16 protein-coding genes and 1 pseudogene are annotated in these 16021 nt (G+C 65.1%); 6 read left to right on the forward strand and 11 right to left on the reverse strand.

Annotation, left to right across the window (positions count from 1 at the left end):
• Window positions 1–4: 4 nt before the first annotated feature.
• Both DIE22_RS06970 and DIE22_RS06975 read right to left on the reverse strand, forming a co-directional pair.
• Window positions 5–631 (reverse strand): ParB-like protein, encoded by a 627-nt coding sequence (locus DIE22_RS06970; protein ID WP_124500513.1) that lies wholly within the window; start codon window positions 629–631, stop codon window positions 5–7.
• Between the two features lie 133 nt (window positions 632–764).
• Window positions 765–1307: a GNAT family N-acetyltransferase gene (locus DIE22_RS06975; protein ID WP_124500512.1), complete on the reverse strand. Its 543-nt coding sequence runs from the start codon at window positions 1305–1307 to the stop codon at window positions 765–767.
• A 282-nt stretch (window positions 1308–1589) separates the two neighbouring features.
• Here DIE22_RS06975 and DIE22_RS06980 point away from each other — a divergent pair.
• The 5 genes and pseudogenes from DIE22_RS06980 to DIE22_RS06995 all read left to right on the forward strand — a co-directional run.
• Window positions 1590–1787 (forward strand): annotated as a pseudogene (locus DIE22_RS06980) (MFS transporter); the annotation flags it as partial.
• Between the two features lie 10 nt (window positions 1788–1797).
• Window positions 1798–1962, forward strand: coding sequence for a hypothetical protein (locus tag DIE22_RS38110; RefSeq protein WP_185640565.1), 165 nt, complete (start codon window positions 1798–1800; stop codon window positions 1960–1962).
• Between the two features lie 216 nt (window positions 1963–2178).
• A complete protein-coding gene (locus DIE22_RS06985) occupies window positions 2179–2997 on the forward strand; it encodes a TetR/AcrR family transcriptional regulator (RefSeq protein ID WP_124500511.1) in 819 nt (272 codons plus the stop codon).
• A gap of 331 nt (window positions 2998–3328) precedes the next feature.
• On the forward strand, window positions 3329–5083 hold the full coding sequence (locus tag DIE22_RS06990) for an AMP-binding protein (protein ID WP_124500510.1): 1755 nt from the start codon (window positions 3329–3331) through the stop codon (window positions 5081–5083).
• A 29-nt stretch (window positions 5084–5112) separates the two neighbouring features.
• Entirely contained in the window at window positions 5113–6027 is a 915-nt protein-coding gene (locus DIE22_RS06995) for a DUF1571 domain-containing protein (RefSeq protein ID WP_124500509.1), read from the forward strand.
• Between the two features lie 27 nt (window positions 6028–6054).
• Here the strand turns inward: DIE22_RS06995 and DIE22_RS07000 are convergent, their stop codons facing one another.
• Window positions 6055–6336, reverse strand: a complete 282-nt coding sequence (locus DIE22_RS07000; RefSeq protein WP_124500508.1) for a PXPV repeat protein — start codon at window positions 6334–6336, stop codon at window positions 6055–6057.
• A 294-nt stretch (window positions 6337–6630) separates the two neighbouring features.
• On the opposite strand from DIE22_RS07000, the gene hfq reads away from it, so the two are divergent.
• Window positions 6631–7224 carry an RNA chaperone Hfq gene (hfq, locus tag DIE22_RS07005; protein ID WP_124604798.1) on the forward strand — a complete coding sequence of 198 codons (594 nt, stop codon included), beginning with the start codon at window positions 6631–6633 and terminating at the stop codon, window positions 7222–7224.
• A gap of 82 nt (window positions 7225–7306) precedes the next feature.
• On the opposite strand, the gene DIE22_RS07010 is transcribed toward hfq, so the two are convergent.
• From DIE22_RS07010 to DIE22_RS07045, 8 genes are read right to left on the reverse strand one after another with little or no spacing between them, the layout of a single operon-like run.
• The gene (locus DIE22_RS07010) at window positions 7307–8014 is read right to left on the reverse strand and encodes a DUF2968 domain-containing protein (protein WP_124500507.1); all 708 of its coding nucleotides are present in this window, start codon (window positions 8012–8014) and stop codon (window positions 7307–7309) included.
• Window positions 8015–8068: 54 nt separating this feature from the next.
• Window positions 8069–9460 carry a sigma 54-interacting transcriptional regulator gene (locus DIE22_RS07015; protein WP_124500506.1) on the reverse strand — a complete coding sequence of 464 codons (1392 nt, stop codon included), beginning with the start codon at window positions 9458–9460 and terminating at the stop codon, window positions 8069–8071.
• 17 nt (window positions 9461–9477) lie between these two features.
• Window positions 9478–11343, reverse strand: a complete 1866-nt coding sequence (locus tag DIE22_RS07020) for a TadG family pilus assembly protein (RefSeq protein WP_124604780.1) — start codon at window positions 11341–11343, stop codon at window positions 9478–9480.
• 11 nt (window positions 11344–11354) lie between these two features.
• The gene (locus tag DIE22_RS07025) at window positions 11355–11687 is read right to left on the reverse strand and encodes a DUF3613 domain-containing protein (RefSeq protein ID WP_124500504.1); all 333 of its coding nucleotides are present in this window, start codon (window positions 11685–11687) and stop codon (window positions 11355–11357) included.
• 22 nt (window positions 11688–11709) lie between these two features.
• Complete coding sequence (locus tag DIE22_RS07030) at window positions 11710–12597, reverse strand: pilus assembly protein (RefSeq protein WP_124604781.1); 888 nt, start codon at window positions 12595–12597, stop codon at window positions 11710–11712.
• Window positions 12598–12621: 24 nt separating this feature from the next.
• Window positions 12622–13635, reverse strand: a complete 1014-nt coding sequence (locus DIE22_RS07035; RefSeq protein ID WP_124500502.1) for a type II secretion system F family protein — start codon at window positions 13633–13635, stop codon at window positions 12622–12624.
• Between the two features lie 4 nt (window positions 13636–13639).
• The gene (locus DIE22_RS07040; protein ID WP_124604799.1) at window positions 13640–14623 is read right to left on the reverse strand and encodes a type II secretion system F family protein; all 984 of its coding nucleotides are present in this window, start codon (window positions 14621–14623) and stop codon (window positions 13640–13642) included.
• Window positions 14616–16019, reverse strand: a complete 1404-nt coding sequence (locus tag DIE22_RS07045; RefSeq protein ID WP_124500501.1) for a CpaF family protein — start codon at window positions 16017–16019, stop codon at window positions 14616–14618. Before DIE22_RS07045 ends, DIE22_RS07040 begins: the two co-directional genes overlap by 8 nt.
• Window positions 16020–16021: the final 2 nt, after the last annotated feature.

The raw sequence follows: 16021 nt of genomic DNA on the forward strand, positions 1-16021 counted from the left end.
CGTATCAGGGTTTGATGGCGATGACACCCGACCAGCCGGGCAGATAGCGCGCGTCCTGGTCGTGTGCACGGCGCAGCGAGATATCGAGCGCCTTCGAGAAGTTCTTGCGAATCTGGTCGAGCGTCACGTGCTGGCGCAGGTAGTCGGCCCACAGGAATTCGCTGAACGGCGTCGCATCCTTCGCATAGCCGCCGGCCGTGCGCAGTTCGCCCGCGAGGCTCCGGTACGGATCGTCCTCGAGCCCCGTCAGCACCTTCGGCAGATGCGCGTAGTCACGACGCGAGCCATCCGCGCCGAACGGGTGCACCCACTGGTTGTGTTCCATCATCCGCCAGAAGATCGTGTCATCGAGCCAGGACAGATCCTTCAGCAGCATCGCGTTCACGCGCGTCTCCCCCTCCTCGATCAGTGCGAGGCCGAGATGGTGGTGATCGGTGATGTAATGAAGCCCGCCCGGGCCGAGGACGGCCGGAAACCAGTGCGATTCGATCGCGGCCTTGCGCGCACGCTTGTCGAGCGTTTTCCAGTGCTTGCGCTTCGCTTTCACCTCGCGATAGCCGACCGTCATTTGCGTCGGACGCAGCGCGTCGAGCCGGACGGGAATGAGATGAACGTCGTTGCCGAGTGCCATGGTCGTACCCCATGTTGCGAATTTCCGGCAACGATACTCCTGATCGTGCGAACCGTTAATACGTCTCGACCTCGATACGCATGCGCTTGATCATCGCTGACGGCAAGCCGCGCAGCCGCGTCGCGTTGCCACGTCATGCGCGCAGGTCGTCGCGCTCGAGACGATGACGCACGTAAGGAATCCCGTCGTGCACGACGCTCACGCGCCGCATCCCGAGCTTGCGTGCGACGTTCAGCGAGCCCTGGTTCGCTTCCGCGATATCGGCGATCACGCGCGGCAGCCGCACGGTGTCGAATGCGTGATGCACGGCGGCCGCCGCCGCCTCGCTCGCGATGCCTCGCCCCCACGCAGCGCGCACAAGCCGCCAGCCGATCTCGACGTCGCGCGCGCCGTCCGCATAGTCGGGAATCAGCAGGATCCAGCCGATGAACGCGTCGGGCATGGCCCTCTCGAAGATCGACCAGTAGCCGAGCCCCGGCGGATAGTCGCGCGTGATCCGGTGCGTGACGAAGCGGCGGTGTTCGCCCGGATCGTGCCACGGGCCGGCGATGTACCGCGTGACCTCGGGATCGCGATCCATCTCGATGCTCGCGTCGAGGTCGGCCAGCACGCGCGGGCGCAGCCACAGCCGCTCGGTCTCCAGGACGGGCAACGTGGCAACGGATGGTTCGGTCATCGGGATTCCTGATTCGGTGGCGATGCGCAGCGCGCGCATGACATCACTGCTACAAAATGCCTTCCGGAATGATACAGACGCCTGACGCTTGTTTCGCGCGGCTCCGTTTCAGTTTTCTCAATAGTTCATTTCATAGGGATTATTCCCGATTCGCGGTTATCGCGCCCCACATCGCACGGCACCGCGGCCCACACTCGAGCCATGCCCCCCGCGCCGCGCGCAAGCCGGGCCGGCATCCGCCTGCAGATCGTGAGCGCGCAAGCCAACGAGGAGACCTCGGACATGAGCTGGACCCGCGAATAGCGCAACGTCACGATCGCCGCCTACCTCGGGTGGACGCTCGACGCGTTCGATTTTTTCCTGATGGTCTTCGTGCTGAAGGACATCGCCGCCGAATTCGCGTCGACGATCCCCGCCGTCGCGTTCGCGCTCACGCTGACGCTCGCGATGCGCCCGATCGGCGCGCTGATCTTCGGCCGGTAATGCGACGATGCAGGCATCGCTCGCGGTTTCGCAGGGCAACAACTACGGTTTCGCGCTGGCACTCGTGGCCGGTATCGTGGCCGTCGTGATTGCCGTGCTGATCCTGTTCAGCCGAGAGCGGCGCGGCATCGACATGACGCAATCCGTCAATACGCGTACCACCGTCGGCTGAGCCCGCGTGTTGCCGCATTGCACCATCGCGTGCGCCTCGTCCCGCCGGGGCGACATGCGATGTTTTCCGCACCTGCACATCGAACTAGAGGAATTTGTCCAGATTCCCCGCTTGCCCGCGCCGCCCGCGTTTTTTTATCTTAATAAAAACGACTGTTTGAATCAGACAAACAAATCACCTGTTCGCGGCCGGGCGACCGGCATTGGGAGGCGGGACATGGCAGTAAGTCAAGAGGGACGACCGTCCGCGGGACGGTCGTCCGGGACGCGGTCATCCGGCAATCGGCAAACCGGCGGGACGAAGGCGCGCATTCTCGATGCGGCCGAGGACCTGTTCATCGAACATGGCTTCGAAGCCATGTCGATGCGGCAGATCACGTCGCGCGCGGCGGTGAACCTCGCCGCGGTCAACTACCACTTCGGCAGCAAGGAAGCACTGATCCACGCGATGCTGTCGCGTCGGCTCGATCAGCTCAACCAGGAACGCCTCGGCATCCTCGACCGCTTCGATGCGCAACTCGGTGCGCACATTACCTGCGAGCACGTGCTCGGTGCGATGTTCATTCCCGCGCTGAAGGCGTCGCGCGACCCCGATCGCGGCGGCCCCGCCTTCCTCCGGCTGATCGGCCGCGCGTACACCGACCCGTCGCCGTTCGTGCGCAATTTCCTGACCGCGCACTATGCGAGCGTCGCGGGCCGCTTCTTCGATTCGTTCCAGCGCGCGCTGCCGCATCTGCCGCGCACGGAACTCGGCTGGCGGCTGCACTTCGCGATCGGCGCGCTGTCCGGCGCGCTGGCCGGTGCCGAAACCGAAAGCCTGATCGACGAATTCTCGCAAGGCCGGACGATGAACGACGTGCAGATGATCGCGCGGCTTTCGTCACTGATCGTCGCCGCGTTGAAGGCGCCGATGCCCGACAGCGCGCAGTTGTCGATCTTCGCGGCCGTGCTCGACGATGCAGGCGCGAGCGAAGCGTTCGGGCTGGCGTCGAGTGCGGCCGCAGCCGATACGGCAACGGTGCATTCGGCGAGCTGATCGCGCCAGGCCGCGCAGGCGGCGTTTCACGATACATGCGGCCCGGGCCGGCGTTGATGCGCTGGCTCGGGCCGAACGAATGTCATGCGGCGGGAGCCAAGGCTGGCTGGCTTTCGCCGACGAAAACAGCACGGGTACGAGTCAGCGACGCAGCGCTAACTCTCACCGACCGCGAAGCATGGGGTGAGATTGAACGCTAAAGCGCCAGCTCTCACCGACCGCGAAGCATGGGGTGAGAGTAAGCGCTAAAGCGCTAACTCTTCACCGACCGCGAAGCATGGGGTGAGAGTAAGCGCTAAAGCGCTAACTCTCACCGACACGGAGACACATCATGTCATCATCCGCAGCAACCGAACCGGCCCAGCTCCCGCCGAACAGCGACGGCATCTGGTACGCGTCGTATCCGCCCGGCGTGCCGCACGAGATCGACGTCACGCAATACGCATCGCTCGTGCAGTTCTTCGACGAATGCACGACGCGCTTCGCCGAGCGGGTCGCCTACGTGAGCGCAGGCGCATCGATGACCTACCGCACGCTCGCGCAGAAAGTCGATGCGTTCGCATCGTATCTGCAAAGCACCGGCGTGAAGCCGGGCGACCGCGTCGCGATCATGCTGCCGAACACGTTCCAGTACCCGGTCGCGCTGTTCGGCACGCTAAAGGCCGGCGCGATCGTCGTCAACGTCAATCCGCTCTACACCGCGCGCGAACTCGCACATCAGTTGAAGGACAGCGGCGCGCAGACGATCGTCGTGTTCGAGAACTTCGCGCGCACGCTTCAGGACGCCCTGCCGGAAACGCAGGTGAAGAACATCCTCGTCACCGCGCTCGGCGACCTGCTCGCCGACGGTTTCAATGCGAAGGGACGCCTGATCAATTTCGTGCTGAAGCACGTGAAGAAGCTCGTGCCGGCCTACAACCTGCCGCAGGCGATCCGGCTGCGCTCCGCCCTCGCGCTCGGCGCACGCGGCAAAGCGCAGCCGGTGCAGGTGACGCGCGACGATCTCGCGTTCCTGCAATACACGGGCGGCACGACCGGCGTCGCGAAAGGCGCGATGCTCACGCACGGCAACCTGATCGCGAACCTGCTGCAGGCCAAGGCGTGGATCGCCGACCAGGTTTCGGGCGACGTCGAGACCGTACTGACGCCGCTACCGCTCTATCACATCTATTCGCTGACGGTGAACGCGTTCATCTTCATGGGGCTCGGCGGGCGCAACATCCTGATCGCGAACCCGCGCGACATGAAGATGGTGATGAAGATCATCCGCAACGAAACCTTCACCGGGATCACCGGCATCAACACGCTGTACAACGCGTTCCTCGACAACGAGGAATTCCGCAAGCGCGACTTCTCGAAGCTCAAGCTCGCGATGGCGGGCGGGATGGCGATGCAGCGCGCCGTCGCGGAGCGCTTCCAGCAAGTCACGGGCCGGCCGGTCGTCGAGGGCTACGGGCTCACCGAATGCTCGCCGATCGTCACCATGAATCCGGTGAACCTGAACGACATGGCCGCGTTCAGCGGCTCGATCGGCCTGCCCGCGCCGTCGACGCTCGTGCGCTTTCGCCACGAGGACGGCACCTGGGCCGCCGTCGGCGAGCCAGGCGAGCTGTGCGTGCGCGGTCCGCAGGTGATGCGCGGCTACTGGCAGCGTCCCGACGAAACCGCGAAGGTGATCGACGCCGACGGCTGGCTCGGCACCGGCGACATCGGCGTGATGGACGAGCGCGGCTTCATCCGCCTCATCGACCGCAAGAAGGACATGATCCTCGTTTCGGGCTTCAACGTGTATCCGAACGAGATCGAGGAAGTGCTGGTCACGCACCCGGGCATCAGCGAAGCGGCTGCGATCGGTATCCCGGACGACGTACAGGGCGAACGGATCAAGGTCTTTGTCGTGCGCCGTGACCCGGCGCTGACGGTCGACGACGTGCTCGCGCACTGCCGCAAGAACCTGACCGGCTACAAGATACCGAAGTTCGTCGAGTTCCGCGACGCGCTGCCGCAGACCAACGTCGGCAAGATCCTGCGCCGCGCGCTGCGCGACGAGGAACTCGCCAGGATCAAGGCCGCGAAGCAGGGCTGAACGCCGCATCGCTCGAGGAGACGCTGTCGATGAACGAGGGAAACAAGCGCCGCGCGGCGCATGCCGCCGCCGCGGTCGCCTGCATGCTGCTGCTCGCGCAGCCGGGCCTGCATGCGCAGGAAACGGCCGATGCCGCGAGCGCGACACCGGAGGCCGCGCTACCGCCGGAACTGGCGAAAGTCACGCGCGAGCCGGTCAGTCAGCAGGCGCGCTGGCTGCGCGCAGCCGCACAGCGCGGCACGCTCGCACAACTTGACGACGCGACGCTCACGGCGCTGTTCAGGGCGCTCGATCCGCTCGCCGTACCGTTCTACATCCGCAATGGTCCCAACGGCTATCCGTCGTACCAGTTCACGATGGTGCGTCAGGAACGCATCAGCGGAAAATGGTCCGACACGCCCGACCGCATGCTCGTGAAGACCACCCGCGAGCCGTTGCGGGTATATGCGAAATGGCTGCCAGGCGGCGCGCACGCGGGGCAGGAGACGATCTACGACACGACCCGGCGCAAGGACGAGATGTACGGCCATCTCGGCGGCCTGCTCGGCAAGATTCCGTTGTGGACGGCACTCGACGGTGCACTCGCACGCGCGCAGTCGAATCACCAGGTGAAGGATCTCGGCACCGAGTTCATCACGAACCTGTACCTGACCGAAGGAAGGAAATACCAGGAAGCCGGCGTGCAGCGGCCGACGCAGGTGGAGGCGAAGACAATCGGCGGCGTGCGCGTCGTCGCGCTCACCTACGAGACGCCGACCGGCCGGCCGCAGTTCTACGCGAAGAAGGAAATCCTCGGGCTCGACCTGCACGCGCCCTACTTCCGGACTGTCGAGTCCTATGACAACGACGGCAGGATCTTCGAGCGGATCATCATCGAGAAAATCGCGCCGGCAACGCTCGACGAATCTGCGTTCGACCCGAAAAACCCGGACTACGCGTTCTGATCGTCACCGGCGCCACGCACGTCGCGCTCAGTCGTCGTCATCGTCGTGATGCTTGCGCCAATGCTTGTAATAGTGCTTGCGCCATTTCCGGTAGCCGTCGTCGTCTTCGTCGCCGTAGTAACCGTATCCGTAACCCGGATAGGCGACCACCGCCGGCTGTGGCGCCACATAGACCGGCGCCGGCGCGACATAGACCGGCGCGACCGGCACGCCTATGCCCACCGACAGGTCGACGTGCCCCGCCATTGCACTGCCGGAAGCAAGCAACGCCACGCTTCCGATCCACACCGCCAAGCTCCTCTTGCTCATGTTCCCTTCCCTGATCCGCCGGCCTGCCCGGCACGCGCGTCGAATGTAATTCCGCCGCGTGCCGCCAGGTGCTACGCCGTTGCGAGAGTCGTAACGCGACGTAACCAAACGGCACTAGCCATTTGACCGAATCGCGAAAACGCATGGGAACGTCTATAGTGGGTTACGGTTCGACACAATCACGACCGCGCGCTGGCGGAACGAACAGGGTAAAATCCCGCCAAACACCTGGTGGGCGAACACGCCACACACACGCACAACATATTCTCTGACGCAGGCTCCTGCCGCACCTCAATGGCCAATCCCGCAGAATCCCATCCGCAAAACGACTTCATCAATTCGGCGCGCAAGGAACGTAAGCGTGTTGAAATCTATCTTGTCAACGGCATTCGTCTGACGGGGTGTATCGAGTCGTTCGACCAGTACCTGGTGATGCTGCGCACCCCCGTGGGTCTGCAAGGCATCTACAAGCGTGCGATTTCCACGATCCAGCTCGACACGGGCGGCTCGCGCCCGGGCGGCGGCGGTCCCCGCGGCCCGCGTACCGGCGGTCGGCCGGGCGGCGGCCGCGAAGGCGGCGGCCACAGCCCCTACGGTTCGCACGGCGGCGCCCGCGAATCGCGCGGCGACGGCGGCTACGGCTCGCGTGAGCCGCGTGAAGGTTACGGTTCGCGCGAGCCGCGCGAAGGCTATGGCTCCCGCGAACCACGCGAGGGTTATGGCGCACCGCGCGAGCCCCGCGAAGGCTACGGCGCACCGCGTGAAAGCTACGGCGCGCCGCGCGATGCCGGCGACGCATCGGGCAGCCCGTCGCCGTCCGACGCACGCGGCGGCAACGGGCCGGTGATCGTCACGCGCCGCCGGCGAATCGTGCCGGACGGCCAGTAAAGCAAAAGGGCAAGCCAACCGGCTTGCCCTTTTTCCTGGTGGGCCGGCGCGGCATGTCGCCGCACGGCCGCGCCGTGATCGCTCAGCGTACCGTCGTCGGCAAGCCCGCGTCGGCCTCGCGCTGCAGCGAACGCACCTGCTGCTGCAATGCGCGCAGTTGCGACTGAAGCTCCGCCTGTTGCGCCTGCAACGCCGCCGTTTCATTGCGGACGCTCTTCTGGCGATCCGCGACCGCAGCCTGCTGCTCGCGTGCGATCGAGATGTCGGCCTGCAGACGCCGCGCCCGCTCCTGCGTGACTTCGATCTGCCGGTCCATCTGCGCCTTCTGCGATTCCAGCTTCGCCGCACGCAGTTCGTTGACGGACAGCCGCTCCGCCTGACGCGAGAAATCGCGATAGATCGCTTCCGCCCGCGTTTCGTCGTAAGTCTTGATCACGCGCCAGAACGCCTTCTGCTGGAACAACGCGATGAAATAGGAACCGTCCTTCACGCTGAACAGCAGGCTAGCGCCGTAGCTGCCGTTGTAGCTGGTGCGCATTTCCGTCAGCGAATGCGCCTGGATCTGGCGCTGCAGTTCGGCGACCGTGCTCGGCCCGGTTGTCTCGCCCGCCTGCGGCTGCGCCGACGTCTGAACCTGCTGATCGATCACCGGAATCGCCGCCACCGGTGCCGATGCCTGCTGTACCGCCGGCGATGCATTGCCTGCCAACCCCTGCGCGACCGCGCCCTGCATGCCTCCCATCATGGCGAGCAACACACACGCTCGCCCCAACCCCGTCAAATGGCTCATGAATTTTTATTCCCGCCCGTGTCGTTGTAATTCAGCGCGATTTTATCCCATTAATTACTCGCTTTCGCGGGTCTCAGGCTCTTCGTCAAATATCTGATACTTGCGCATCTTTTCCCACAATACCTTGCGGCTGATGCCGAGCTGCTGCGCCGTGTCCTGGCGCCGCCAACCGTTTGCATCGAGCGCCGCGATCACGCGGCTGCGTTCGTTCATGTCCCATTTGCTGCGGTCGACGAACACTTCCGCCGCGCTCTCCGCCGGCACCGGCTGTGCCGAATTGCGCGCATGCGCGACCAGTCGCTGCAGTCGCGCGGCATCCCACCCGCCCGTTTGCCGCACCGTCACGCCGACGCGCTCCGCAAGGTTGCGCAACTCGCGCACGTTGCCGGGGAAATAGCTGTCCGCGACCGCGTCCGCGAGCCAGTAAGGCAGGTCGGACAGCTGTGCGAGCCGCTCGTCGCCCACCACCTCCGCGACGAACGACTTGAACAGCGCAATCTTGTCGACCGCGCCCCGCTCTTCCAGCGACGGAATGCTCAGCTCGATCACCGCGAGCCGATAGTAGAGATCCGCGCGGAACAGGCCTTCCTTCACGAGCTGCGGCAGCTTCTTGTTGCTGGCCGCGACGAGACGGAAATCGACCTTGATCGGCGCCGTCGCGCCGACGCGCAGCACGGCGCCGTCCTCCAGCACACGCAACAGCTTGACCTGCTGGTACAACGGCAGGTCGCCGACTTCATCGAGGAACAGCGTGCCGCCCGCCGCCTGCTCGAAATAGCCTTTATGCGCAACAACCGCGCCGGTGAACGAGCCCTTCGCATGCCCGAAGAACAGCGATTCGAACAGGCCGTCCGGAATCGCACCGCAGTTGACCGGTACGAATTCGCCGTTCCGGTAGCGCGAATGCTTTTCGTGGAGCAATTGCGCGATGCGTTCCTTGCCGACGCCGGTTTCGCCGTGCAGCAGCACGTTGGTGTCGCAGTCGGCGAACGTGTCGACTTCATGCAGCAGTGCCTGCATCGACTCCGAGTGCGCGACGAGTTCGGACGGCTGCAGTGTTTCGGCTGCGTGCGCGCGCAGCTGCGTGACGAGCTTGCCGACCATCCCGCGCAGTTCGGCACAGGTGAAGTCGAGCGGCAGGATGTGCGAATAGTCGGGCGGATACTGCGACGCGTCGTGGTCGCGCGCCGCGCCGACCCAGACGACCGGCATGCCGATGTTGGCCTGCCAGTCGCGCAGGAACGCCGCGCCGGTTTCGATCATCGTCACGCTGATGATCGCGAGCGACGGCCGCAATGCGGCGCGCTCCGGCGAGATTTCCGCATTGTCGGCGCGGATCACTTCGACGTCGAAGCTCGCCATGCAGCGGGCAACGCGGTCGACAATGTCCGCCTTGCCTTCCCAGACGTACAGGTCGAGTTCTGCGATTGCGGAGGTGGTTCTCATCGGGTGGTCTTGCTTCTCTAATTACTGACAGTTTGCGCAGCGCCGCAGGTCAGCGACATCTGATGCACCGTGGCGGCACCGAGCTGGACGCCAAGCAGATCCAGCAGCGGATCGATGATACCGTCCAGCGCACTCAACAGCGGACTCAAAACACCGGTCAGGACCGCCAGCAGTTTCGGAATGAAATCCGGTGTGATCGTGACGGAAAGCAGTCCGAACAACACACTGACCTTCGGTGTGATCGTGGCCGAGCTCAGGCCCGCCAATGCATTGCTCACGGCCGAACCCAGTGCATTCGTGTTGGTGGTCCAGTAGTAGGACGGATCGCTTCCGCCCCGTCCGTAAAACGTGTTGGTCGCCGTGTTGCCGGCCAGATTCACCGACACGTTGGAGACGGTTGCCGATACCTCGACCGCACCGCCGAGCACCAGCACGTCGAGGACGGTGGCGGGCGTCGAGCAGCTGTAGGTCGCCGGCAGGTTGAGCAGATTGCCGCTGAGTGGCGGCTGGCCGATACAGAGATTCGCGACGCTCGGTTGCGCGCTGATCGTGGCCGAATTCGGCAAGGTCATGCAATTGGTCGACAGCAACGTCGCGCTGCCGGCCCCGAGCTGCACGTAAAGCGGCAGGTACACGTTCGCGGACGCCACGACCGGCAGCGGATTCACGCCGAGGTTGACGAGGAGATAGAGGCCGATCTGCGCATTCGTCGCGACCGTGCGCCACGCGCCGGTCGCATCCTTCCCGCCTTCGCCCACCGCGATGGTCGGCGGGCTGATGACCTGCGCCTGCAACTGTACGATCGAGACGGAACTGCCGTTCGACAGCGTCAGCGGCACGTTGGCGCCGATCACGACGCCCGGCTTGCCGCTCTGCGAGATCTGCGCCATCGCCATCACGAGATCGAGCACGTTCACGCTCGCGTCGGCCGCCGCCTGCGCATTCGCGAGACCGAGCGTGAGCAGCGACGTGGCACCCTGTCCGGTCAGGCTAGCGACCTTGATGCCGGCATTGCTCAGCAGGCTCAGGTTGGCAATGCTGTTCAGCGCACCGGTGGCACTCGACTGCACGGTGGCGCCGAGCGTGGAGGTCTTCCCGACGGCCGCCACCATCGCCTTGAGCAACGTCCCGACCGATGCCTGCGCATTGACCAGCCCGCCCATCGTCCCGTTGCCGACCGACAGCGACTGCAGCGCAACGGCGATATCGCCGAGCTTGACGTTCGCGCACGCGAGCCCCTGGTAAGACGCGAGATTGAGCGTCAGCGGCGTACCGCCCTGGCCTTGCAGCAACGCGCCCAGCAGCGCGTTCACCAGGCCGGGATTGCCGGTCGGCACGCCCGAGCAGCCGACTCCGCCGACGGCGGCCAGCGTCGCGCCGATCGAGAACGTGTCGATGTTGGTCGCCTTCGCGGTCGACGTGGCGGTCACGGTACGCGTCGGTCCAAAGAAGAAATACGGCATCGACTTGGAAATCGTGACCCGGACCGCGTTCAACTGGGTGAGCTGCGGGACCGATGTCTTCGACGCATAAAAACTGCTCGAGGTGCCCGTGGCCGTCGGTGCCCAATAGCCGCAATCGGCCGACAGCGTCGTTGTGCCGCCGACGGAAAAGCCGTTCTTCGACGCATTGTTCGTGGCCACGCTCGTCACGTTCGCACACGTATCGTTCAGCCGCTGGACCGCGGCGAGTGCCGCGAGATCGGCGACGCGCTGCATGTCGCGACGGGCCAGGAACACATTGCCGATGTCGACCGAACCGAGAATCACCATCGCCAGCAGTATCCACACGGACGCCATGACGACAACCGCGCCGCGCTGGCGCCGCGGCGTGGCGTGGCCCCGTCCGGTCACGCGATTTGATGAATGGCGAGCCGCGCTCATTGCCGCCTCGCTCAATACGACTGCATCGGATGCTGTCCGCCAGACCCGCCATTGCCGTTCTCGTTGACCGGCGACCCCATCGACTCCGGAATCTTGTGCTTGAACGAATCGAGATAGCGCTGGTAGCTGAGCGACGCGGTATCGCCGAGCATCGGCAACGCCGGTCCGGCCGTACGGTTGTCCCGCTGCAGTGCGAGCAGCGCATCGGTCGCATGACCGATTTCCGACGCAGGTGGCATCGATTGCTCGCAATGTGCTGCCGTCGCGCCCCCCATCAGCGCAACCAGCGCGATACCGCGGTGCAGCCATCCAGCGCGGCAATTGAAACGTTTGTCGTCCGTCATGTCACTTCCCCCGAATGCTTTGTCATTGTGCGAACCGCTGCAGCAGCGGCGCGGTGGGATCGAATCCCTGAATGTTTGCGACCGGCGACGGCCGCCGCGCGACATCGGCGCCCGACACATTGACCACGCTGCCCGAGCCCACCGGCGTCGCCGCCGCGACCGGGCCCGATGGCGGTGCCGCGCGCCGCCACGCACGCGCTGCCGCCGTGATTTTCATTGCGTCGCCGCGGATGTCGTTGCGAACGTCTGCCGACAGCTTCTGTTGCGCCATGAGCCGCTGTGCGTCGTGCGTACGACCGGACGCGAGCAGGTACAGCACCAGGTTGCTGATGATTTTCGGATTGTTCTGGTCGAGTTCGGCGGCTTTCATCAGCGGGATGCGCGCTCCATCGATATCGCCGCTACGCAGTTTTGCGTAGGCGAGATCCGACAGCGTCGAGGCATCGGTCGGCGCAAGCACCGTCGCCTGCGACAATGCCTGAGCGGCGCGCGGGAAATCGCCCGCCGCACCGGCGATCAGCCCCAGCCCGCGATAGCCGCGCGCGGCCAGCGGTGTGTTGAGCAGTTGCGTATAGACGGCCGTGCTCGCGGCCGGCTGGTCGGTCATGCGCAACGCATCGGCGCGCAGCAGGATGGTCTGTGGCGACGCACCGTACTGCTTCTCATAAGCGTCGATATGCGCGAGCGACGCGTAATACAGTCCTTGCGACTGCATCCGCTCGATCAGGCCGAGATACATGCCGGGCGTATCGGGTGCCGCCTGCTTCTGTGCCGCGGCGTCCATCAATGCCGCACGCTCGGCCTGCGGACCGACGCCGTACCCGCTTTCCTTGAACGCCGAACACGCGCAGAGCAGGCCCGCCATCGCCACCATGCCGGCCAATTTCGCGACTTCATCGATGCGTTTCATCTTCCGTCCTTTCCCTTCCCCGCGTCAGTGCTGCGCCTGGCTCAGCGCACGCAACACCGAGATCATCCCCGGACCGGCCGTCACGATCAGCAGCGCGGGCAAAAGCGTCACGATCATCACGCCCGTCATCTTCACAGTCAGCCGGCCGATTCGCTCGCGCAGCATTGCACGACGTGCCTCTCGCAGGCGTTCGCCGAACTGCTTGAGCGGCTCCTGGACCGCGCCGCCGTGCTTGTCGACCTGGATCAGCAATCGCACGATGGCACGCAGATCCTCGTTTTCAAAGCCAGACGACAGGCGCTGCAGCGACTGCTCGCGCGTTCGCCCCGCCGCGAACTGCCGTTGGGCGATCTCCATTTCCGACGACAGCACGGGCATCATTCCCTTGAAGTCGTTGGTGACGACCTGGATACTCTGATCGAGCGACAGGCCGACTCCTTGAAGCAAGCGCAGCATGTCGACCAGCAACGGCAGTTCGTCGGTGACGGATTGCCGGCGCTTCGCGGCACGGCGCCGCAGGTACAGCTTCGGCACCATGAAGCCGACGATGAACGAAATGCCCACGCCGAGCCACCACTGCGTGCCGCTCGCATGCGGCCCGACCAAGCCGATGTAGGCCAGCGGAATGACGATCGAGCAAGCGATTCGCGCACTCAGGAACAAGCCGCGCGTGCGCGTATCGACGAAACCGCATTGCTCGAGCAGCAATCTGTCTTCTTCGGCGACGATATGCCGGCCGATACCGGTATCGAGCCAGCGCATCCCGAGCGCCGACAAACGCGCCTGCAATTGCGCGAAACGCGACGGTTGACCGGTTGCCTGCCGCGCGTCCGGATCTTTCCGCAACGGCTCGTCCGCATCCTGTGCTGCCCGCCCGCTCGCGGCCGCCAGCGTCGCGAGCCGCCGCTCGAGCGCGTTGGTCAGCGTCCGGCCGCTGCGCGATTGCGCATTCGCACTGCGGATCGCGAGCAGCGCCAGCAACAGGATGCCCAGCGCGCCAAGCACCAGTGCGAGCGAACCAAGTTGATTGGCTGTCATGCCGTCACCTGAGTTTGGCCATGTGGTAAAGCCAGATCCCGCCCGCGACCTGCAGCATGAAGGCAAGGACCAGCAACTGACGGCCGGTATAGTCGTTCCACATCGACTGGAGATAGAGCGGATTGGTCGCAATGACGAAGCTGCCGATCGCGATCGGCAGCATGACGAGCACCCACGCAGACAATCGCGTTTCCGACGACATCGCTTCCAGTTCGCGCTCCGCCTGTTCGAGGTCGCGCATGAACGTCGACATCCGGTCGAGCATGACGTCCGCGCGACCGCCATACCGTACCGACAGCCGCAGCACCGACCCGACCAGCTCGAACTCCCTCGTGCGGTACACGCTCGCGATATGCATCATCGCGCGATCGATCTCGACACCCGAACGCAGCATCCTCGACACGTGATCCAGGCATCCGCGCAGTGGCGCCTCGGTCGTCTGCAGCGCGGCCTGGAACGCGGCCGGCACGCTATTGCCCAGCGTCACCAGCCGCACGATCCCGTCCAGAAACGACGGCAGCTGACGAACGATCATCAGGCGCCGCCGATGAATCCGCGAGACCAGCCAGAACACGAGCAGCGCGGCTCCGCAGACGAGTGCCGCCACCGCGCCCAGCCAGCCGCCCCGGTCGCCTGCAGCGAGCGCGGCACCGGCCAGCGCCACCAGTGCAAACAGCGCCTTGCCGCGCGCGTCCTCGATTCCCGCGCGGCTCGCCACGTTTGCCAGATATTCGGCCGCGATGGCACGCCAGCGTCCCCATTGCGAAGCCGGTATGCCGGGCGCCACGCGCGCCGCGACGGGTGCGGCCGCAGCGGCAGGCACCGGCCCGGCTTCCCGCGGTGGCACACGGCCCGCTCGCGCACCGGGTTCGATCCGGCTGTCGATGAAGCGCTGCACGTCGGCGCGATCGCGCTTCATCTCGCCGTGCCGCCACAGCATCAGCGCGGCGGCCACGAGCAGAAGCGCCATTGCCAGCACGCTATACATTGAAACCCCCGCGCCCTCGGCCGAAACCGCCGCCGAAACCGTCACCGCCTCCGAAGCCACCGCCGCCGCTGCCTCCGAAGCCACCGCCGCCGCTGCCACCGAAACCGCCCTGCAGCGCCTGACGGAATCGGGCGAGCTTCGGCGAGTGTGGATGAATGCCGAGCGATTCCCAGTTGTCGACTTCTTCGCCCTCCGGCGTCACGCGCGCGTCGTAGCGATACAGTTCCTGCGTCGCGATGATGTTGTCCGACAGCCCGGTTACCTCGGTAATCGAGAGGATCCGGCGCCGCCCGTTCGACAGGCGGCCGATCTGCACGATGAAATCGATCGCGTTCGCGATCTGCCGACGCAGGCTCGATTCCGTTCCCTGGAACCCGGCGAAGCCGGCCAGCATCTCGAGACGATAGAGACACTCGCGCGGCGAACTCGCATGCACGGTCCCCATCGAGCCGTCGTGCCCTGTGTTCATCGCCTGCAGCATCTCGAGCACCTCGCCGCCGCGCACTTCGCCGACGATGATCCGGTCCGGGCGCATCCGCAACGTATTGCGCAGCAAATCGCGAATCGACACGACACCGGTCCCGTCGAAGCCGCCGGGCCGGCTTTCGAGCCGCACGACATGCGGGTGATTCAGAGACAGCTCGGCCGTATCCTCGATCGTCACGACGCGCTCCGGCTCCGGTATGTGGAACGCGAGCGCATTGAGCAGCGAAGTCTTGCCGGAGCTTGTGCCGCCCGACACGAGGATGTTGCAGCGAGCCTCGACCGCCGCCTCGAGCAGCGCGCCGATCTCTGCATTGAACGTGCCGTTGCCGAGCAGATCGGCCGGCTTCAGCGGGTCCTTGCGGAATTTCCGGATCGACACGACCGGCCCGTCGATCGACAGCGGCTCGATCACCACGTTGACGCGCCCGCCGTCCGGCAGCCGCGCATCGACCATCGGATTCGATTCGTCGAGGCGGCGGCCGATCGGCGCAAGGATGCGTCGCACGATACGCAGCAGGTGCGCGTTATCGGTAAAGCGAATCGGCAGTTTGGCCAGAATCCCGTGGCGCGACACGTAGATATCCTTGTAGCCGTTGATCAGGATGTCCTCGACATGTGGATCGGCGAGCAGATCCTCGATCGGCCCGAACCCGGCAAGCTCCTTGGTCAACGCCTCGGCAATCGTCCTGACCTCGTTCTCGTTGAGCGGAATGCGCCGCAAACGCACGAAGCTGTCGATTTCCAGATCGACGAACTGGTTGATCGCCTGGCGCGACCAACGACCGAATTCGGCCCCCAGTTCCTCGATGCGCGTCAGCAAGTGTTCGTGCGCGGCATTCTTGATGTCATGGAACTGCTGCGACTGGGAGAACGGCGCGGCGCCGTCGGCAAATTGAATGTCGTGTGCCATCG

The sequence above is a fragment of the Burkholderia sp. Bp9142 genome (genome assembly GCF_003853415.1).
GTDB lineage: Bacteria > Pseudomonadota > Gammaproteobacteria > Burkholderiales > Burkholderiaceae > Burkholderia.